Genomic DNA, 17,376 nt, shown 5'->3' on the forward strand with positions numbered 1-17,376 from the left:
ACGGGGCGTTTGCCCGGCTACCCAGTTGACATTCCCGGCCGTCCGACCCAACTCCCTGCCCGGCTTCGAACTGGGACACGGAGACCAGATGACGATCGACCTCAATCGACGCGAATGGATGATGGGCCTGGCCGCCCTCGGCCTCGCATCGGCCACCCGCGGCGCCCTCGCCGCCGACGGCGACCTCCTCCGGTTCGGGGCGCCCGAGCCCTTCTCCTTCGACCGGCTGGTGGAGCGCGCCAGGGCCCTGGCCGCCGCCCCCTACGTGCCCGAAGTGCCCCGCTCGGACGATGTCTTGGAGCGGATCGACTTCGACCAGCACTGGCGTATCCAGTACCGCAAGGACCAGACGCTCCAGCTCAACGACGGCAAGGCGCCGATCCGCTTCTTCCATCTCGGCCGCTACTTCAAGCTGCCGGTGGGCATCCACGTGGTGGAGAACGGCGAGGCGCGCACGCTGCGCTACGATCCCAACCTCTTCACCATCCCGTCGGACTCGCCGGCCAAGGAACTGCCCGCCGACATCGGCTTCGCGGGCTTCCGCGTGCTGGAGCCCGATTCCGACGCCGACTGGCTGGCCTTCCTCGGCGCCGCCTACTTCCGAACGTCCGGCGAGGACAACCAGTTCGGCATGTCGGCCCGCGCGCTCGCGATCGACGTCGCCATGCCGACGCCCGAGGAGTTCCCGCGCTTCACCGACTTCTTCCTGGAGCCCTCCGCGGACGGGCGGCTCGTGATCAGCTGCCTTCTCAACTCGCCGCGCGTGGCGGGCGTCCTGCGCATGGACGTCCAGAAGGGCGGCCCGATCGTCATGGACATCCAGTCGCGCTACTTCGCGCGCGCCGACATCGCCCGCTTCGGCATCGCGGCGCTGACCTCGATGTACTGGTACTCGGAGACCGACAAGCAGCGGCGCATCGACTGGCGCCCGGAGGTGCACGATTCCGACGGGCTCGCCATGTGGACGGGCTCGGGCGAGCGCATCTGGCGCCCGCTGAACAACCCGCCGCGCGTGATGACCTCGAGCTTCACCGACGGGACGCCGCATGGCTTCGGCCTCCTCCAGCGCGACCGCGACTTCGCCAACTACGAGGACGACGGCGTGTTCTACGAGAAGCGCGCTTGCGTCTGGGTCGAGCCCAAGGGCGACTGGGGCGCGGGCGTGGTGCAGCTCGTGGAGATCCCGACCGACGACGAGATCCACGACAACATCGCCGCCTACTGGCTGTCGGCCAAGCCCGTGCGCGCGGGCGACGCGATCGCGCTGGACTACAAGCTGCACTGGTCGAACCGCGAGCCCTATCCCGGCGACGTCGGCAAGGTGGTGGCCACGCGCCTCGGGCGCGGGGGCATCGCCGGCCAGCCGCGGCCGCCCGGCGTCACCAAGATCGTGGTCGACTTCGACGGCGGCCTGGTCGCCGCCCTGGACCGTGAGGCCAAGGGCGTCGAGGCGCTCGCCACCGCCTCGCGCGGCACGCTCGGCAAGGTGGACTGCTATTCGGTCAAGGTCGGCACCGCCTGGCGCGTCACCTTCGACCTCACGGCCGAGGGCAACGACCCGGTGGAGCTGCGCCTCTACATGCGTCAGGGCGACAAGGTGCTCACCGAGACCTGGGCGTACCAGTTCCTGCCCACCTCGATGGGAGCCTGACCCTTCAGGGCCGCGTCACCCGCCGAAGCGTGAGGTTGATGCGGCCCTCCCCCTTCAGGAGCGTCGAGGTGCCGGGGTAGATCCGGTCGACGCCGTGGAAGGCAAGGCGGCTCTCGCCGCCCAGGACGACGACATCGCCGGAGCCGAGGCGTAACGAGCGCGTCGGCCCGCCGCGCGCCGTGCCGCCGAAGCGGAACAGCGCCTCGTCGCCGAGCGACACCGACAGGACCGGGGCCGCCAGATCGGCCTCGTCCCGGTCCTGGTGCAGGCCGAGCCGGGCCCCCGGCGCGTAGAAGTTGACGAGGCAGGCTTCCGGCGGATGCGGGTAGCCCGCCAGCTCCCTCCACAGGTCGAGAAGCGCCGCCGGGATGGGCGGCCAGGGCCGGCCGGTCTCGGGATGGAGGGGCTGGTAGCGGTAGCCGGCGGGGTCGGACACCCAGCCGAGCGGGCCGCAATTGGTCATGCGCACGGAGAAAGGACGCCCGCTGCCCGGCATGGCCGGACGGAACAGCGGCGCCTCGGCCGCCGCGCGGCGCACCTCCGCTAAAAGCGCGCGCTGGGCCGCCGCGTCGAGCCGGGCCGGCAGGTGGACCAGGCCGGGCGGCAGCGCGCCCGGCGCCGTCACGACAGGTAGCCGAGCTGGGCGGCCAGCGCCACCGCGTGGGTGCGGTTGGAGGCGTCGAGCTTGCGCGTCGCCGAGGTGAGGTACTGCGAGATCGTGTGCTCGGAAAGCTTCAGGATCGTGCCGATCTCGGACGAGGTCTTGCCGAGCATGGCGAGCTTCAGGCAGTCGCGCTCGCGGCCCGTGAGCGGGTTGTTGCGCCGGTTCTCCTCGTAGCGGCAGGCGGCCAGCACGCCGAAGGCGGCGAAGGCCAGGAGCTGCAGCCCGTCCGCCTCGCCCTCGGCCATCGCCGCGCCGCGCCCCGACACCGCCAGCACGCCGGTGAAGCCCGAGACGCCGTGCACCGGGCAGTAGGCGCCCGACAGGCAGCCGTGCGCGGCCAGGAACCGGCCCTGCGGCGGCGAGCCCTCGGGATCGTCCGGGTCGAAGCCGAACACGAACTCGGCGTCCCACACGAAGGGCAGCGAGCCGCCCATCAGGGCGCGCAGCGCCGGCGAGAACCGGTGGAGGCCGAGGCGCTCGAACCCGATGCGGAACTCCTCCTCCCAGTTGGACAGGATCGGTCGCAGCTCCGCGCCCGCCTCGTCGGTCGAGGGGATCGTCATCAGCGCGAAGCGGTCGAAGCCGGCGTCGCCCACGATCTCGCCCACGGCCGCGCGCAGCCCCGCTTCCGTCCAGGGCCGCTCCAACCGGCCGGCGAGGCTGGCCTGCGGTCGGATCATGCGCGCGGGGCGGCGGAAGCGGGCCGGACGGCGGTCGAGGGGACGGTCATGACGATCCTTTCCAGGGAAGCGGCGCGAGCGGCCGGGTCAGGATGGCGATTCGCGGCACCGGCGAACCTGCGTTCTCTATCCTATCGCGAAGCGACCATGAAACGACCCCCTTTCGGCCGCCTTTTTCGTCGCCGGGCGCAAGCCGGACGCCTGCCCCTGGCGCGCGGGCGCGCGGCGCCCCATGTGCGGGCGACGCGAAGCGGTCCGCATCCGGCGGACCGCCGTCCCCTTCGAGACCCATGACGTCCATGACCGACTTTTCCCCCCGCGAGATCGTGTCCGAGCTGGATCGCCACATCATCGGCCAGAAGGACGCCAAGCGTGCCGTGGCCGTGGCGCTGCGCAACCGCTGGCGGCGCCAGCAGCTCGAAGGGTCGCTGCGCGAGGAGGTCTCGCCGAAGAACATCCTGATGATCGGGCCGACGGGCGTCGGCAAGACCGAGATCTCGCGCCGCCTCGCCAAGCTGGCGGGCGCGCCCTTCATCAAGGTCGAGGCCACCAAGTTCACCGAGGTGGGCTATGTCGGGCGCGACGTCGAGCAGATCATCCGCGACCTCGTGGAGATCGGCATCGCGCTGACGCGCGAGCGCAAGCGCGACGAGGTGCGCGCCCGGGCCCACGCGGGCGCCGAGGACCGGGTGCTCGACGCGCTGGTCGGCAAGACCGCCTCGCCGGCGACGCGCGACAGCTTCCGCAAGCGGCTGCGTGCCGGCGAGCTCGACGACAAGGAGATCGACGTCGAGGTGGCCGACACCGCCGGTCCGCTGGGCGGCATGGACATTCCCGGCATGCCCGGCGCCAATCTCGGCGTGCTCAACCTGTCGGAGATGTTCGGCAAGGCGATGGGCGGGCGCACCAAGACGCGCCGCACCACGGTGAAGGAGTCCTACGCCCTCCTGATCAACGAGGAGTCCGACAAGCTCCTGGACACCGAGGCGCTGGTCGCGGACGCGATCCGGGCGGTGGAGAACAACGGCATCGTGTTCCTGGACGAGATCGACAAGGTGGCCAACAACGGCGAGGCGCGCGGCGGGGCCGGCGTCAGCCGCGAGGGCGTCCAGCGCGACCTCCTGCCGCTCGTGGAAGGCACCACGGTGGCCACCAAGCACGGGCCGGTGAAGACCGACCACATCCTGTTCATCGCGTCCGGCGCCTTCCACGTGTCCAAGCCCTCGGACCTCCTGCCCGAGCTCCAGGGCCGCCTGCCGATCCGCGTCGAGCTGCGGGCGCTCGACCGCGACGACTTCCGCCGCATCCTGACCGAGACCGAGGCCTCGCTGCTGAAGCAGTACGTGGCGCTCCTGAAGACCGAGAACGTCGACCTCGAGATCACCGACGACGCGGTGGACGCGATCGCGGACGTGGCGGTCGCGCTCAACGGCTCGGTCGAGAACATCGGCGCGCGCCGGCTCCAGACGGTGATGGAGCGCGTGCTCGACGACATCTCCTTCGAGGCGCCCGACCGGGGCGGGCAGAGCTACCGGGTCGACGGCGACTACGTGCGCCGGGCGCTGGACGGCATCGCCGGCAACACCGACCTGTCGCGCTTCATCCTCTGACGCCCGGGCGCGGGGCGAGGCGGCCGCCCGGCTCCCGGGCGCGCCGCTTTCAGTCCTGCCCTTCGCGCGCCTTGCGGGCCATCTCGTTGAGCTGGGCGAGCGTTGCGTCGAAGCGGCCGTCGCGTTCGGCAAAGCGCAGCGGTCGGACGCGCTCGACCAGGATCTCCGGCGGCGTGGGCTGGGCGGCGAAGAGCGCCATCACCTCGTCGATGAAGTCCTCGAGCGGCATGTAGCCCGGCCGGGTCTCCTGCCCCTCCGTGAGCCCGGTCTGGACGCCCGGCGGCGCGATCTCGATCACCTCCACCTTGCCCCGCAGCAGCTCGCGCAGGCTCACCGTGTAGGAATGGATCGCCGCCTTGGTGGCGTTGTAGGTCGGGGCGGTGACCAGCGGCACGTAGGCGAGACCCGAGGTGACGTTGACGATCGCGGCGTTCGCCTTGCTCGAGAGATGGTCCACGAAGGCGTCCGTCAGCCGGATGGGGCCGAGAAGGTTGGTGGTGACCGTCGCCTCGGCGTCGGTGAGGTCGCGCGCCGTCGCGGCGTCCTCGAAATGCATGATCCCCGCATTGTTCACGAGCACGTTGATCTCGGGGTGCCGGGCGAGCACCTCGCGGGCGAACGCCTGGACCCCGTCCGCGCTCTCGACGTCGAGGACAAGGCCCTCGATGCCGGGATGTTCGGTGGCGATGGCGTCTAGGGCCGCCCGCCGCCGGCCGGCGACCACGACCTTGTTGCCGGCCGCATGCCAGCGCAGCGCGAGCTCGCGCCCGATGCCGCCCGTTCCGCCGGTGATGAGGATGGTGTTTCCGCTCGTCTTCATGAGGCGGACCCCTTTCGGTTGCGTGTCGATCTCCGGCATATGGTCGCCATGCTCTCATCTGGAACGAAGGCACCGGAAAGAATGATACGCACCGAAAGGAGAGCGTCGAAGGAGCCGGCCCCGGACGTCGCGCCCCGCGAGGAGCCGTCCGCGGCGCCGGATCCGCGCGTCGAGGCGCTGGTGAACGACCTGATCGGCGCGGTGGCCGACAAGTGGACCCTTCTGATCCTGGAGGAGCTCGACACCGGCGGCACGCTGCGCTTCACCGAGCTGTCGCGGCGGATCGGCACGATCAGCCAGAAGATGCTGACGCAGACGCTGCGGGCGATGGAGCGCGACGGGCTGGTGACGCGCACGGTCCATCCCGTGGTGCCGCCGCATGTCGACTACCGGCTCACCGAGCTCGGCACGAGCCTCGGGGCCGCCTTTTGCGGGGTATGGATCTGGGCGGAACGGAACCTGGAGACGGTGGAGGCCGCCCGTCAGCGCTTCGACCGGCGCTGAACGCGGAAAGGCGCCGGTCGAAGCGACCGACGCCCTCCCTCCCCTGCGTAGCCGGCGCGCCCGGCCTCAGTCGACCTGGCGCACGGCGCCTCTTGCGGCGCTGGTGGTCATCGCCGCGTAGGCGCGCAGGGCCGTGGTGATCTTGCGCTTGCGCTGCTCGGTCGGCTTCCAGGCCTCTGCCCCGCGCTCCGCCATCTCGGCGCGGCGTCGCGCGATCTCGGCGTCGTCCACCGCCAGGTGGATCGAGCGGTTCGGGATGTCGATCTCGATCGGGTCGCCCTCGTGCACCAGCGCGATCAGGCCGCCCTCGGCCGCTTCCGGCGAGACGTGGCCGATCGACAGGCCCGAGGAGCCGCCCGAGAAGCGCCCGTCGGTGACCAGGGCGCAGGCCTTTCCGAGGCCCTTCGACTTCAGGTAGCTCGTCGGATAGAGCATCTCCTGCATGCCGGGGCCGCCGCGCGGACCCTCGTAGCGGATCAGCACGATGTCGCCCGGATGCACCTCGCCCGACAGGATCGCCTTGACCGAGGCGTCCTGGCTCTCGAAGACGCGCGCCTTGCCCGAGAAGCGCAGGATCGAGTCGTCGACGCCCGCCGTCTTCACGATGCAGCCGTCCTCGGCGAGGTTGCCGAACAGGACCGCAAGACCCCCGTCCTGGGAGAAGGCGTGCTCGCGGTTGCGGATGACGCCCGCGGCGCGGTCGGTGTCGAGCTCCTTCCAGCGGGCGTTCTGGCTGAAGGCGACCTGGGTTGGGACGCCGCCCGGCGCCGCGCTGAAGAGCTTCAGGGCGCTGGGATCGCGGCTCGTCGCGATGTCCCACTTGGCGATCGCTTCGCGCATCGTCGCGGTGTGGACGGTCGGCACGTCGAGATTGAGAAGGCCGGCGCGAGCGAGTTCGCCGAGGATCGCCATGATGCCGCCGGCGCGGTGGACGTCCTCCATGTGGACGTCGGCCTTGGCCGGCGCGACCTTCGAAAGGCACGGCACCTTGCGCGACATGCGGTCGATGTCGGCCATGGTGAAGTCGACGCCCGCCTCGTGCGCGGCGGCGAGGATATGGAGAACGGTGTTGGTGGAGCCGCCCATCGCGATATCGAGCGCCATCGCGTTCTCGAACGCGGCCTTGGTGGCGATGGTGCGCGGCAGGGCCGTCTCGTCCTCGCCTTCGTAGTAGCGCTTGGCGAGCGACACGATGCGCTGCCCGGCCTCCAGGAACAGGTCCTCGCGGTCGGCATGGGTGGCGAGCGTCGAGCCGTTGCCGGGCAGCGAAAGGCCGAGCGCCTCGGTCAGGCAGTTCATCGAATTGGCGGTGAACATCCCCGAGCACGAACCGCAGGTCGGGCAGGCCGAGCGCTCGATCACCTGGACGTCCTCGTCCGACATCCGGTCGTCGGCGGCCGCCACCATGGCGTCGACGAGGTCGAGCGCGTGGATCTTGCCGTCGCTGAGCTTGACCTTGCCGGCCTCCATCGGCCCCCCGGACACGAACACCACCGGGATGTTCAGCCGGAGCGCGGCCATCAGCATGCCCGGCGTGATCTTGTCGCAGTTGGAGATGCAGACCATGGCGTCGGCGCAGTGTGCGTTGACCATGTACTCGACCGAGTCCGCGATGATCTCGCGCGAGGGCAGCGAGTAGAGCATGCCGTCGTGGCCCATCGCGATGCCGTCGTCCACGGCGATCGTGTTGAACTCCTTGGCGACGCCCCCCGCCGCCTCGATCTCGCGCGCCACGAGCTGGCCGAGATCCTTGAGGTGTACGTGGCCCGGCACGAACTGCGTGAAGGAGTTGACCACGGCGATGATCGGCTTGCCGAAATCCTCGTCCTTCATGCCGGTCGCGCGCCACAGGCCGCGGGCTCCGGCCATGTTGCGGCCATGCGTGGTGGTGCGGGAACGGTAATGGGGCATGATGAACCTGCCGGTCTGGTGAGGCGTACCCGCCATTACACCTGTTTGGCGCGGACACCAACAGGCGAAGGCCGGATCGGGCGATAATCGTTCCAGACAAGCCGAAACGATCGCCGCGTCAACATGATGGCGAAGGGTGGATCGGCGCGGCGCTCAGGCGGCGCGGCGGGCGGGGGCTTCGGCGCCGACGTCGAAGGCGCGCAGCCAGGCGCCCCCCAGGCCCGCCTCCAGCAGGCTTCCCGAGGGCATGGCGACCCAGGCCAGGGGATCGGCACCGCAGGGCTCGGAGGCGATCATCACCCCGCCGGCGTCGTGGCGCGAGTAGAGCGAGGGCGGCTGGCCGTCGCTCGCCCAGCGGAAGGCCAGGAGGCGGCGGCCGTCGGAATACACGGCGGCGAAGCGCGTCGGCTCGGCGCCCGGACCCTTCAGCGCCTCCACGGCGGCCAGCGTGCGGGCGAAGGCGCGGGCCGGGTCCTCTTCCAGCCCGTGCGCCAGCGCGGCCAGGAACAGCGCCTCGGAATCGCAGGTGCCGGTGCGGCTGGCATAGGCGGCGTCGGGGATCATCCCCTCCACCTGCCGGCGCAGGCGCCCATAGTCGCCGATCTGGCCGTTGTGCATGAAGAGGCGCGAGCCGAGCGCGAACGGATGGCAGTTGGCGGTGGACACGCCCCCGGAGGTCGCCGCCCGCACATGCGCCAGGAACAGGCCCGAGCGGATCTGCCGGCAGAGCGAGGCGAGGTTGGCGTCGGACCAGGCCGGCAGGACGCCGCGATAGAGGCCCGGCTCCGGGCGCTCGCCGTACCAACCGAGGCCGCAGCCGTCGCCGTTCACGACGGTCCTCGCCTCGCGCGCGGCCAGCGACTGCGAGACCAGCGAGCCCGCGGGCCGGATCAGGAGGTCTTCCAGGAAGAGCGGCGTTCCGAGATAGGCAAGAAGGCGGCACATGGCGTGGTCCCGGGAGCGTTCGGCCGGTGCGGGTCGACGCCTTCGATTCTAGGCCACCATGCGTTCGCGAAGCTGGTCCCGTCCCGCCAGGGCGAAGCGGGCGGCCGCCGCCGCATGGATCGCGGTGGAATCGAAGCCGGGAACGGGCAGCGCGTCCGGATCGAGCGACAGGACGATCTCCGTGCAGCCGAGGATCACCGAATCCGCGCCCGCCGCCACGCCCCGCTCGACGATGGCCATGAGCTCCCGGCGCGAGGCGTCCAGCACGCGCCCGGCGCACAGTTCCTCGAAGATCACGCGGTGGACGGTCTCCCGGTCGCCCGCGTCCGGCACCAGCGGGCGCAGGCCGCAGGCCGCCTCCAGCCGGTCGGCGTAGAACCCGTGCTCCATCGTGTAGCGGGTGGCCAGAAGCAGCGGCCGCCGGGCACGGGCGGCGCGCAGGGCCGCGCCGGTCTCGGCGATGATGTCGATCAGCGGGATCGACACGGCGCCGGCCACCGCCGCCGAGACGAGATGCATCGTGTTGGTGCAGATCAGCACGCAGTCGGCGCCCGCCCGCTCCAGCCGCGCGGCGCTGTCGGCCAGCATGGCGCCGGCGAGATCCCAGCGGCCCGCCTTCTGCTGCGCCACGACGTCCGCGAAGTTCAGGGAGTGGAGGAGGATATCGGCCGAATCGAGCGGTCCGCCGGCGCCGCGCACCGCCTCGTTCAGGAGACGGTAGTAGACGGCCGTGGATTCCCAGCTCATGCCCCCGATCAGCCCGATCCGCTTCATCCGTCCCACTCCGTCGCGTCGATGTCGTTGCGCCGACCCTAGCGCGTCGTATCCGCAAACGGCGCGCGTTGTTCGTCGTCCCTGGCGTCCACCATGCAAGAATATCGCGCAAGACGGCGAGAATGCGCGCGTCGCTTGCGCGTCCATCGCGAACGGTGCATTCTCGGCCCATGCTCGACGACCGCGACCGCCTTCTCCTCGACCTCCTGCAGGACGACGCCGACCGACCCGTGCAGGAACTGGCCGAGCGCGCTTCGCTCTCGGCCTCGGCCTGCTCGCGCCGCATCCAGCGCCTGCGCGACGAGGGCTATCTGCGACGCCGCGTGGCGCTGGTGGACCGGCGGCGGATCAATCTGCCGACCACCGTCTTCGTGATCGTCAAGACGTCCCGCCACTCAGGCGGCTGGCTGGAGGAGTTCCGCGCCGCGCTCGCATCGATCCCGGAGATCGTCGAGGTGCACAGGCTCACCGGCAACGTCGACTACATCCTCAAGGTGGTGCTGCCCGACGTCGAGCATTACGACACGATCTACAAGCGGCTGGTCTCGCGGGTCGAGCTGTCCGACGTCTCGGCCTACATCTCGATGGAGACGATGAAGGCCGACGTCCCGCTGCCGACCCGCTACGCCTGACGGGCACGGGCCAGGATGTTTCACGTGAAGCAACCGGGCCCGTAGACGGCGAACGGCGTGTGATCGATCCGCCGCACCGGCAGGCCGCCCGCCACGCCGCGTCGAAAGGGCCCTTCCGGCCCGCCGCGCGATGGGTTAGCGGAACGCTGGCACCGTCCCGCAGAGCCGGTCATGATCCGTTTCGCAGCCCTCCTCGCCCTTGCCTGTCTCGGGCTCCAGCCGGCCGCCGCGCAGACGCGCGTGCCGCCCGGCAACCGTCACGTCGAGCAGCCGGAGATCCCCGGCGGCTCGCGCTCGCGCACCAAGGCGACGCGCTCATCCTTCGAGGCAAAGTACGAGAAGATCCACGCGCTCCTCGCCGACAACCGCGTCCTGCAGGACAAGATCCGCAAGGCGGCGCGGCTCTACGGCATCCGCCCGGTCCACATCGCGGGGGCGCTCGTCGGCGAGCACACCTACAACGTGGATGCGATGGACCGGCTCCAGACCTACTACGTCAAGGCCGCGTCCTACCTGAACGCCGGGGTCGACTTCTCCTATCGCGGGCAGAACGTGGCGGACTTCGTCGAGCGGCCGGAATTTGCCCCTTGCGAGGACGCGCGCGGCCTGGCGCGGCTCTGGGCCTGCCGCGAGGGCGTGTTCGACCGGCGGTTCCGGGGCCGGACGGTGGACGGCGTCAGCTATCCCGACAACCGCTTCGGCGCGGTGTTCTTTCAGCCCTTCTATGCCGGCCAGACCTTCGGCCTCGGGCAGCTCAACCCGCTGACGGCGCTGTCGGTGTCCGACATGGTGCATCGCGTCTCCGGCTATCCGGCGCTCGACATGCGCGACGCCGGGGCGGTCTACGCCGCGATCATGGATCCCGACCAGACCCTGTCCTACATGGCCGCCGTGATCCGCGTCTCCATCGACGCCTATCGCGACATCGCGGGCTTCGACATCTCGGGCAATCCGGGCGTCGTGGCGACCCTCTACAACGTGGGCGACCCGTTCGGCCGCGCCGAGAAGCTGGCCGCCGCCAACCGGGGCGGGGCCGGGCGGCTGCCGGAGGAGAACTACTACGGCTGGCTGGTGAACGAGAAGATCGACGACCTCGAGGCGATCTTCCCCTGAACCCAGACCCCTGAACCGCAGGCGTCGCACCCGGCGGGAGCGTCAGCGCCGACGCCGCGCCCGGGCGGCAGCCTCGGCGCGCGCGGCGGCCTCCTGCAGCAGCGCGTCGAGGGCGGCGATGTCGTCCGGGGCGAGCGTCGGCAGGGCCTCGGCGAGCCGGTTCGCGAAGGCCGTCGCCTCCGGTCCGAGCGCGCCGGTCTCCAGCACGACCTTGGGGTGGGAGAGCTCGGCCAGCCGCTCCAGCTCCTCCGCGTCGTCCCAGATCACGTTGAGATAGCCGATGATGCGCTGGAGCATCGACCAGGTGGGGCGTCCGCGCTTGCCGTGCTCCAGCGCCGACAGGTAGGCGGCCGAGACGCCGAGCGCGGCGGCCATCTCGCCTTGCGTGATGCCGCGCTCGGCGCGCAGGGCGCGGACCCGCAGGCCGAAGGGCGTCATCGCCGCCGCACCCGGACATAGAAGGCCCCATCGCCGCCGTGGCCGCGCTCGGCCTGATCGTAGCCGGACACCAGGACGCGGAAGTCGGGCGTGGCGAACCAGTGCGGCAGGGCGCGCCGGAGACTGCCGGTGGAGCCGAACGAGGCGCCCCGTCCGGTGATCACCAGCACATGGCGCAGGCCTCGCGCCTTGGCGCCGCGCAGGAAATGGAGAAGCGCCCCGTGCGCCACCGCCTCGCTCCAGCCATGGAGATCGATCCGGTCCTCCAGCTCGATCCGGCCCTTGCCGATCTTGCGCCGCACCGGCCGGTCGATCGGCTGGAGGGCGGGCGGGGCGGCGGGGCGGCGCGTGGCGGGCACGAGCGCCGCCGCCATGCCGTTCGGCCGCGGCGGCGTCGCGCCGGCGGCCGGCGCAGGCGCGGGCGGTTCGGGCTCGGGCGGCAGGTCCGGCGTCGTCCTGCCCGGCAGCGGAACCGCCGAGCGCGCGACGCTCGCCCAGAGCCGGCGCTCCTCGCCCGAGAGGTCGCGGCGCCGCCTCACGGCCGAGCCTCGACCGGAAGGAGGGCGAGCCAGCGCGCCCGGTGGCGGATCGCGCCGGCGACGCGCCCCGCCGCGTCGCCCGAGCCGGTGAAGATGTCGCCGCGTGCCGGGCCGACGATCGCCGAGCCGGTGTCCTGCGCGACCAGGAGCCGGCGGAACGGACGGCCGGACACGGCAAGTTCGGGCGCCTCCACGAAGACCGGCATGCCGTAGGCGTGCAGCCCCGCGTCGACGGCGAGCGAGCCGAAGGGGGTGAGCGGCACGCCCGCCCCTCCCACCGGCCCGGCACCCGGCTCCACCGCGACCTCGCGGAAGAAGATGAAGGAGCGGTTGCGATGGAGGAGCGCGTCGGCGCGATCGGGATGTGCCGCCAGCCAGCGGCGGATGCCCGCCATGTCGGCCCCTTCCAGCGGCAGCTCGCCCGCCTGCACCAGGACACGCCCGATCGCGGTGAAGCGATGGCCGTTCTTGGCGGCGTAGCCGACCCGCATCGTCTCGCCGCCCGGCAGCGCGAGGCGCGCCGAGCCCTGGACGTGGACGAAGAAGGCGTCCACCGGCTTTTCCAGGAAGGCCAGCTCCAGCCCGCGCCCCCGGAGCCAGCCGCCTTCGATCGCCGCGCGGTCGGGATAGGGGAGAAGGCGGCCGTCGGCCGCGCGGAGGGCGAAGCGCGTATCGGGCTCGAGGCCGGCCACCGCCGAATCGTCCGCCACCGCGACGAGATCGGCGGGCCGGCGGTAGAGCGGCACCCGGAAGCGGGGCGTGGCGCGGCGCGAGGCCGGCAGCTCGGGCTCGTAGTAGCCGGTCACGAAGCCGGACACGGGCGCGCCGGCGCTCAGGATTTCGGCGGGGCGGAAGAACCGCTCGAAGAACAGGCGGGCCTCCGTGCGGGACGGATCCGCCGGCCCCTCGAGGACCGCGCGGGCCGCGGGCGCGAACCGGCCCCGCCGCAGCGGGCCTGCGGCAGCGGCGGGATCGACGCGCAGCAGGGACGGGGCGGAACGCCGGAACGCATGGAGGGCCGCGCGGTGGTCGGCGCGGCCCCAATGGGTCAGGCGGTCGAAGCCGAGGGGCGCGAAGCCGAGAGAGGCGACGCTCGGCCCCTCGCGCGGCTCGGCTCGGTCGGACGGCGCGGACATGGCGTGTCCCCGGCTCCGGTCAGTCCTCGGACTCGGTTTCCACGAGGCGCCAGTTCGGGTCGCGTGAGCGGGTGTCGCGGGCGAAGGTCCACACGTCGATGACCTCGACCACGGTTTCGGGATCGCCCTCCGCCACCGTGCCGTCGGCCCGCAGCGTCGCCGAGATGAGCTGGGAGACGATGCGCACCGTGACCAGTGCCTCGCGTTCCTTCATCTCGGCACCGGTGACGGTCGCCTCGTTGATGCCGACGAACGAGGACTGGAGCCGCTCGCCCCGGCGCTCGCGCTCGGCGATCGAGGCGTCGAAGCCCTGGTAGACTTCCGGAGACAGGAGGTTCTGGAGGAGCTTGCGGTCGCCGTCGGCAAAGGCGGTGACGATCATCTCGTAGGCGGTGCGCGCCCCGTCGAGGAAGGTGCCGACGTCGAAGCTCGGATCGGCGTCCCGGATCCGCCGCAGCCCCTCGTTGGCCGGGGTGCCGGGCACGGCGACCTTGTCGATCGCCTCGTAGGGCGAGACGCTCGCCTCGTCGGGATTGACGCGGCGCGAGGGCAGCGTGACCACGTTGCCCTGCGCCGGCGCCTGCGTCTCGCTCGGGCGGGAATAGGGATCGAAGGGCGGGCGCTCGTTTCCCGTGCGCCGGCCGAGCACCGATCGGAGCTGGTACAGGACGATCGCCGCCACCACGATGAAGAAGATCGTCCCGAAGCCCATGAAGTGCCGTGTGTCCCGAAGATCAAGCGATGGTTATGTCCGCTTCATATAGAGGCAGCGACCCCCGCATTCAAATTCACGCTTCCGCGTCCTATGTTGGGGACGCCCCGGCGGGACGCTCCCGCCCCTTCGGAGACCTTCCGCGCGCATGCCGCTGATCCTCATCCCCCTGGCGCTCCTGGCGCTGCCGCTCGTCGAGATCGGCGTGTTCATCTGGGTGGGCGGCGCCATCGGCGTCTGGCCGACGCTGGCGCTGGTGATCGCCGCCATGGTGGTGGGATCGCTCCTGCTGCGGCGCCAGACCCTGTCGACGTTGCGCGCCGCGCAGGCCGAGGCGCGGGCCGGCCGGGTGCCCGAGCGCGAGATCGTGCACGGCGCGATGATCGCGCTGGCGGGCATCCTCCTGATCCTGCCGGGTTTTGTGACCGACGTGTTCGGCCTTCTCCTGTTCCTGCCGCCGGTGCGCGATCTCGTGTGGCGCCGGCTGCGCGCCGGCGTCGTGGTGGTCGGCCCGCGCGGGCCCGCGCAGCGCCAGCCGGGACCGGAGGTGATCGACCTGTCGGGCGGCGAGTTCCATCGGCGCGACGGGGCCGACGGCAGCCCCTGGACGGCGTTGGACGGGCCGGGCCCGGACCCGGACGATCGCGGCCCGCGCACGCTTCACTGACCCCGCGCGCTTGTTTCACCCCCCGGCGCCGTGATAGCTGCGGCCCCGAGCCGCGGCCGGGAAGAGCCGCCATCTTGGAAGGGGCGCCCAGGGCGCCCGAGGAGCCCCGATGTCCCAGATCGACCAGAACAACGGTGCCAACGGCGCCAATGGCGCCAACGGTGCGAGCCAGGGGGCCCAGCCCTCGCTCAACATCCTCGCCCAGTACATCAAGGACCTGAGCTTCGAGAGCCCCGGCGCGCCCGCCTCGCTGCGCGGCCAGTCGCGCGCCCCCGGCATCAACATCGGCGTCAACGTCGGAGCCAACCCGGTGCAGGGCGGCGATCACGAGTACGACGTGCGCCTGACCTTGAACGCGCGCGCCGGCGAGGGAGCCGACACGCTGTTCCACGTGGAGCTGGAATACGGCGGCGTGTTCCGCCTCGAGGGCTTCCCGCAGGAGCACATGCTGCCGGTGCTGTTCATCGAGTGCCCGCGCCTGCTGTTCCCCTTCGCGCGCCAGATCGTGGCCGACGTCACGCGCAACGCGGGCTTCCCGCCGCTGATGATCGACCCGATCGACTTCGCGGCGCTGTTCACCCAGCGGCTCGCCGAGGAGCGGGCCAAGGCGCAGGTGCAGCCGGTGGCCTGAGGCCGCCGCACCCCAACGAACAAAGAAGGGCGCCGCCGAGGGATCGGGGGCGCCCTTCTTCGTTTCAGGGGGGCGGCCCGCCGCCTCAGGCGGTTCGCGCCTTGCGCCAGCGCGGGTAGAGGAGGCCGACCACGAGGCCGGACATCACCAGGAGCGCCGCCGCGATCTTCCAGAACGGCAACGACTCGCCCAGGAGCACGGTCGAGGCGCCCATGCCGAACAGCGGCACCAGGAGCGCCAAGGGGGTGACCACCGCCGCCGGATGGCGCGACAGGAGCCAGCCCCAGGCGGCGTAGCCGAACATCGTGTTGCCCACCGTCTGCCACAGGACGGCGGCCCAGGTCGGCACGTCGGCCCCGACGATCCCCGCGCGGATGGCGTCCCAGCCCTCCAGCGCGAAGGACAGGGCGAACAGCGGCGGCGCGGAGAACAGGCTGCCCCAGATCACGTAGGGCAGCATGTCGGTGACCCGGCTCGCCCGCGCCACGATGTTGCCGCCCGCCCAGGACAGGGCCGCGACCAGCACGAGGCCGAGCCCGAGCGGCGTGGTGGAGCCGTCCGTGTGGGTGAGGATCACCACGAGGCCGGCAAGGCCGAGGGCCAGCGCCACGCCCTGGTAGGGTCGCACCGTCTCGCCCGACAGGCGCATGGCCAGCCCGATGGTGAAGAAGACCTGCATCTGGATCACCAGCGAGGCGATGCCGGGCGAGATGTGGCCGTTCATGGCGATGAACAGGAGGCCGAACTGGCCGGTGCCGATCAGCACCCCGTAGGCGGCCAGGTGGCTCCAGGGCACACGCGGGCGGGGAAACAGGAAGATGCCGGGCAGCGCCGCGAACAGGAAGCGCAGCGCCGCGAAGAGAAGCGGCGGCAGGTGCGCCAGACCCTGGTGGATCACCACGAAGTTGGTGCCCCACACGGCGACCACCGCGAGCCCGAGCAGGAAGTGGCGAAACGGAAGAAGCGGCGTGTCCATGATCCGGCCTTCTAGAGGCTCGGCCATGCCCTGGAAAGGTCCCCCGGCGGGCCGGACCGGCACCGAGGGTCCGTCCACAAACTCCCCCGGCGAGGGATCTTCGCCGCCCGCGAGGCACGGAGCGCGGCGGCATCTTCGGGGATCGGCGGGGAAACGGGTGGCGCATGGCACCGCCGGGCCGACCCGGCGGACGTCTAGGACAGTTGCTTAGGGGTCGAAGCCCTCGACGCGCCGCCACAGCGCGGCCTCGCCGAGACCGGAGACGAAGGCGCGGTGGGCCTCGCGCTCGGCGTCGGTGAGGCGGGGGGCGAGCGGCGCCGGGCGCGGCGGCAGGGCGCGCGCGCTGCCGGCGGCGCCGCCCTCGCTGGCGCGCGCCTCGTCCTCGGTGACCAGCCGCAGCGCCGACTGCCGGCCGCCGATCAGCTCGATATAGACCTGCGCCAGGAGCTCCGAATCGACCAGGGCCCCGTGCTTGTCGCGCTTCGACGTGTCGATCGAGAAGCGCGAGCACAGGGCGTCCAGCGTCGCCGGCGCCATCGGGAACTTGCGTCGCGCCATGGGCAGCGTGTCGACGAGGCGCTCGGCCGGGATCGGCGGCCGGTCGAGCCGCGCCAGCTCGGCATTGATGAAGCGCATGTCGAACGTGCCGTTGTGCGCGATCAGCCGGGCATCCTCGAAGAAGGCGAGGAAATCCTCCACGACGTCGGCGAACAGGGGCTTGTCCTTGAGGAAGTCGTCCGAGATGCCGTGGATGTCGAAGGCGCCGGGATCGACCTTCCGGCCCTGCGGGCGGATGAAGCGGTGGAACTCGCGCCCGGTCGGGATGTGGTTCCAGAGCTCGATGCCGCCGATCTCGATGACGCGGTCCTCCGCGAAGTCGAGCCCCGTGGTCTCGGTGTCGAAGACGATCTCGCGCATGGGCTCCTCGCAGGCTGCGCCTTCCATGTCGGACAGGGCGGCGCCGCGCGCAAGC

General features: G+C 71.6%; 19 protein-coding genes. 7 read left to right on the forward strand and 12 right to left on the reverse strand.

Annotated features, from left to right (window positions below; translation table 11 throughout):
* Positions 1 to 88: 88 nt before the first annotated feature.
* The gene (locus D3218_RS05225) at positions 89 to 1,651 is read left to right on the forward strand and encodes an OpgD/OpgG family glucan biosynthesis protein (RefSeq protein WP_119538830.1); all 1,563 of its coding nucleotides are present in this window, start codon (positions 89 to 91) and stop codon (positions 1,649 to 1,651) included.
* 4 nt (positions 1,652 to 1,655) lie between these two features.
* Here D3218_RS05225 and D3218_RS05230 read toward each other — a convergent pair whose 3' ends face one another.
* Both D3218_RS05230 and D3218_RS05235 read right to left on the reverse strand, forming a co-directional pair.
* Complete coding sequence (locus D3218_RS05230; RefSeq protein WP_119538831.1) at positions 1,656 to 2,276, reverse strand: alpha-ketoglutarate-dependent dioxygenase AlkB family protein; 621 nt, start codon at positions 2,274 to 2,276, stop codon at positions 1,656 to 1,658.
* A complete protein-coding gene (locus D3218_RS05235) occupies positions 2,273 to 2,995 on the reverse strand; it encodes a helix-turn-helix transcriptional regulator (protein ID WP_119538832.1) in 723 nt (240 codons plus the stop codon). The genes D3218_RS05230 and D3218_RS05235 overlap by 4 nt, the downstream gene beginning before the upstream one ends.
* A 299-nt stretch (positions 2,996 to 3,294) precedes the next feature.
* Between D3218_RS05235 and hslU the strand changes: the two genes are divergently transcribed.
* Positions 3,295 to 4,605 carry an ATP-dependent protease ATPase subunit HslU gene (hslU, locus tag D3218_RS05240; protein WP_119538939.1) on the forward strand — a complete coding sequence of 437 codons (1,311 nt, stop codon included), beginning with the start codon at positions 3,295 to 3,297 and terminating at the stop codon, positions 4,603 to 4,605.
* Between the two features lie 49 nt (positions 4,606 to 4,654).
* On the opposite strand, the gene D3218_RS05245 is transcribed toward hslU, so the two are convergent.
* Positions 4,655 to 5,425: an SDR family oxidoreductase gene (locus D3218_RS05245; RefSeq protein WP_119538940.1), complete on the reverse strand. Its 771-nt coding sequence runs from the start codon at positions 5,423 to 5,425 to the stop codon at positions 4,655 to 4,657.
* 81 nt (positions 5,426 to 5,506) lie between these two features.
* Here D3218_RS05245 and D3218_RS05250 point away from each other — a divergent pair, with 81 nt between their 5' ends.
* Positions 5,507 to 5,929: a winged helix-turn-helix transcriptional regulator gene (locus D3218_RS05250; protein ID WP_119538833.1), complete on the forward strand. Its 423-nt coding sequence runs from the start codon at positions 5,507 to 5,509 to the stop codon at positions 5,927 to 5,929.
* Positions 5,930 to 5,995: 66 nt separating this feature from the next.
* On the opposite strand, the gene ilvD is transcribed toward D3218_RS05250, so the two are convergent.
* The 3 genes from ilvD to D3218_RS05265 form a co-directional block, all read right to left on the reverse strand.
* Positions 5,996 to 7,840 (reverse strand): dihydroxy-acid dehydratase, encoded by a 1,845-nt coding sequence (ilvD, locus tag D3218_RS05255; protein ID WP_119538834.1) that lies wholly within the window; start codon positions 7,838 to 7,840, stop codon positions 5,996 to 5,998.
* Positions 7,841 to 7,993: 153 nt separating this feature from the next.
* Positions 7,994 to 8,785: a class II glutamine amidotransferase gene (locus tag D3218_RS05260; RefSeq protein ID WP_119538835.1), complete on the reverse strand. Its 792-nt coding sequence runs from the start codon at positions 8,783 to 8,785 to the stop codon at positions 7,994 to 7,996.
* A gap of 48 nt (positions 8,786 to 8,833) precedes the next feature.
* Entirely contained in the window at positions 8,834 to 9,559 is a 726-nt protein-coding gene (locus D3218_RS05265) for an aspartate/glutamate racemase family protein (RefSeq protein WP_119538836.1), read from the reverse strand.
* 170 nt (positions 9,560 to 9,729) lie between these two features.
* On the opposite strand from D3218_RS05265, the gene D3218_RS05270 reads away from it, so the two are divergent.
* Together D3218_RS05270 and D3218_RS05275 are read left to right on the forward strand one after the other, a co-directional pair.
* On the forward strand, positions 9,730 to 10,191 hold the full coding sequence (locus D3218_RS05270) for an Lrp/AsnC family transcriptional regulator (protein ID WP_119538837.1): 462 nt from the start codon (positions 9,730 to 9,732) through the stop codon (positions 10,189 to 10,191).
* Between the two features lie 171 nt (positions 10,192 to 10,362).
* Positions 10,363 to 11,304, forward strand: a complete 942-nt coding sequence (locus D3218_RS05275; protein WP_119538838.1) for a DUF1402 family protein — start codon at positions 10,363 to 10,365, stop codon at positions 11,302 to 11,304.
* 42 nt (positions 11,305 to 11,346) lie between these two features.
* Here the strand turns inward: D3218_RS05275 and D3218_RS05280 are convergent, their stop codons facing one another.
* Genes D3218_RS05280 through D3218_RS05295 form a run of 4 tightly spaced genes read right to left on the reverse strand, consistent with a single transcriptional unit; the run spans position 11,347 to position 14,129 of the window.
* Entirely contained in the window at positions 11,347 to 11,742 is a 396-nt protein-coding gene (locus D3218_RS05280) for a helix-turn-helix domain-containing protein (RefSeq protein ID WP_119538839.1), read from the reverse strand.
* Positions 11,739 to 12,281, reverse strand: coding sequence for a Smr/MutS family protein (locus D3218_RS05285; RefSeq protein WP_119538840.1), 543 nt, complete (start codon positions 12,279 to 12,281; stop codon positions 11,739 to 11,741). The genes D3218_RS05280 and D3218_RS05285 overlap by 4 nt, the downstream gene beginning before the upstream one ends.
* Complete coding sequence (gene mltA, locus D3218_RS05290; protein WP_119538841.1) at positions 12,278 to 13,417, reverse strand: murein transglycosylase A; 1,140 nt, start codon at positions 13,415 to 13,417, stop codon at positions 12,278 to 12,280. The genes D3218_RS05285 and mltA overlap by 4 nt, the downstream gene beginning before the upstream one ends.
* 19 nt (positions 13,418 to 13,436) lie before the next feature.
* Positions 13,437 to 14,129 (reverse strand): Tim44/TimA family putative adaptor protein, encoded by a 693-nt coding sequence (locus D3218_RS05295; RefSeq protein WP_119538842.1) that lies wholly within the window; start codon positions 14,127 to 14,129, stop codon positions 13,437 to 13,439.
* Between the two features lie 148 nt (positions 14,130 to 14,277).
* Here D3218_RS05295 and D3218_RS05300 point away from each other — a divergent pair, with 148 nt between their 5' ends.
* Positions 14,278 to 14,796 carry an FxsA family protein gene (locus D3218_RS05300; RefSeq protein ID WP_119538843.1) on the forward strand — a complete coding sequence of 173 codons (519 nt, stop codon included), beginning with the start codon at positions 14,278 to 14,280 and terminating at the stop codon, positions 14,794 to 14,796.
* A gap of 109 nt (positions 14,797 to 14,905) precedes the next feature.
* Positions 14,906 to 15,427 carry a protein-export chaperone SecB gene (secB, locus tag D3218_RS05305; protein WP_119538844.1) on the forward strand — a complete coding sequence of 174 codons (522 nt, stop codon included), beginning with the start codon at positions 14,906 to 14,908 and terminating at the stop codon, positions 15,425 to 15,427.
* An 85-nt stretch (positions 15,428 to 15,512) separates the two neighbouring features.
* Here the strand turns inward: secB and D3218_RS05310 are convergent, their stop codons facing one another.
* Positions 15,513 to 16,430: an EamA family transporter gene (locus D3218_RS05310; RefSeq protein ID WP_245414924.1), complete on the reverse strand. Its 918-nt coding sequence runs from the start codon at positions 16,428 to 16,430 to the stop codon at positions 15,513 to 15,515.
* Between the two features lie 180 nt (positions 16,431 to 16,610).
* Positions 16,611 to 17,321 carry a DNA polymerase III subunit epsilon gene (gene dnaQ / locus D3218_RS05315; protein WP_119538941.1) on the reverse strand — a complete coding sequence of 237 codons (711 nt, stop codon included), beginning with the start codon at positions 17,319 to 17,321 and terminating at the stop codon, positions 16,611 to 16,613.
* Between the last annotated feature and the right edge of the window lie 55 nt (positions 17,322 to 17,376).

The sequence above is a fragment of the Aureimonas flava genome (assembly GCF_003583935.1).
Lineage (GTDB): Bacteria > Pseudomonadota > Alphaproteobacteria > Rhizobiales > Rhizobiaceae > Aureimonas > Aureimonas flava.

Excerpts from the sequence above, each read along its gene's own strand:
- D3218_RS05225 (WP_119538830.1), top strand. The coding sequence starts at position 89 with ATGACGATCGACCTCAATCGACGCGAATGGATGATGGGCCTGGCCGCC.
- hslU (WP_119538939.1), top strand. The coding sequence starts at position 3,295 with ATGACCGACTTTTCCCCCCGCGAGATCGTGTCCGAGCTGGATCGCCAC.
- D3218_RS05300 (WP_119538843.1), top strand. The coding sequence starts at position 14,278 with ATGCCGCTGATCCTCATCCCCCTGGCGCTCCTGGCGCTGCCGCTCGTC.
- D3218_RS05295 (WP_119538842.1), bottom strand. The coding sequence starts at position 14,129 with ATGGGCTTCGGGACGATCTTCTTCATCGTGGTGGCGGCGATCGTCCTG.
- D3218_RS05275 (WP_119538838.1), top strand. The coding sequence starts at position 10,363 with ATGATCCGTTTCGCAGCCCTCCTCGCCCTTGCCTGTCTCGGGCTCCAG.
- dnaQ (WP_119538941.1), bottom strand. The coding sequence starts at position 17,321 with ATGCGCGAGATCGTCTTCGACACCGAGACCACGGGGCTCGACTTCGCG.
- D3218_RS05280 (WP_119538839.1), bottom strand. The coding sequence starts at position 11,742 with ATGACGCCCTTCGGCCTGCGGGTCCGCGCCCTGCGCGCCGAGCGCGGC.
- secB (WP_119538844.1), top strand. The coding sequence starts at position 14,906 with ATGTCCCAGATCGACCAGAACAACGGTGCCAACGGCGCCAATGGCGCC.
- mltA (WP_119538841.1), bottom strand. The coding sequence starts at position 13,417 with ATGTCCGCGCCGTCCGACCGAGCCGAGCCGCGCGAGGGGCCGAGCGTC.
- ilvD (WP_119538834.1), bottom strand. The coding sequence starts at position 7,840 with ATGCCCCATTACCGTTCCCGCACCACCACGCATGGCCGCAACATGGCC.
- D3218_RS05260 (WP_119538835.1), bottom strand. The coding sequence starts at position 8,785 with ATGTGCCGCCTTCTTGCCTATCTCGGAACGCCGCTCTTCCTGGAAGAC.
- D3218_RS05265 (WP_119538836.1), bottom strand. The coding sequence starts at position 9,559 with ATGAAGCGGATCGGGCTGATCGGGGGCATGAGCTGGGAATCCACGGCC.
- D3218_RS05245 (WP_119538940.1), bottom strand. The coding sequence starts at position 5,425 with ATGAAGACGAGCGGAAACACCATCCTCATCACCGGCGGAACGGGCGGC.
- D3218_RS05235 (WP_119538832.1), bottom strand. The coding sequence starts at position 2,995 with ATGATCCGACCGCAGGCCAGCCTCGCCGGCCGGTTGGAGCGGCCCTGG.
- D3218_RS05310 (WP_245414924.1), bottom strand. The coding sequence starts at position 16,430 with ATGGCCGAGCCTCTAGAAGGCCGGATCATGGACACGCCGCTTCTTCCG.
- D3218_RS05250 (WP_119538833.1), top strand. The coding sequence starts at position 5,507 with ATGATACGCACCGAAAGGAGAGCGTCGAAGGAGCCGGCCCCGGACGTC.
- D3218_RS05270 (WP_119538837.1), top strand. The coding sequence starts at position 9,730 with ATGCTCGACGACCGCGACCGCCTTCTCCTCGACCTCCTGCAGGACGAC.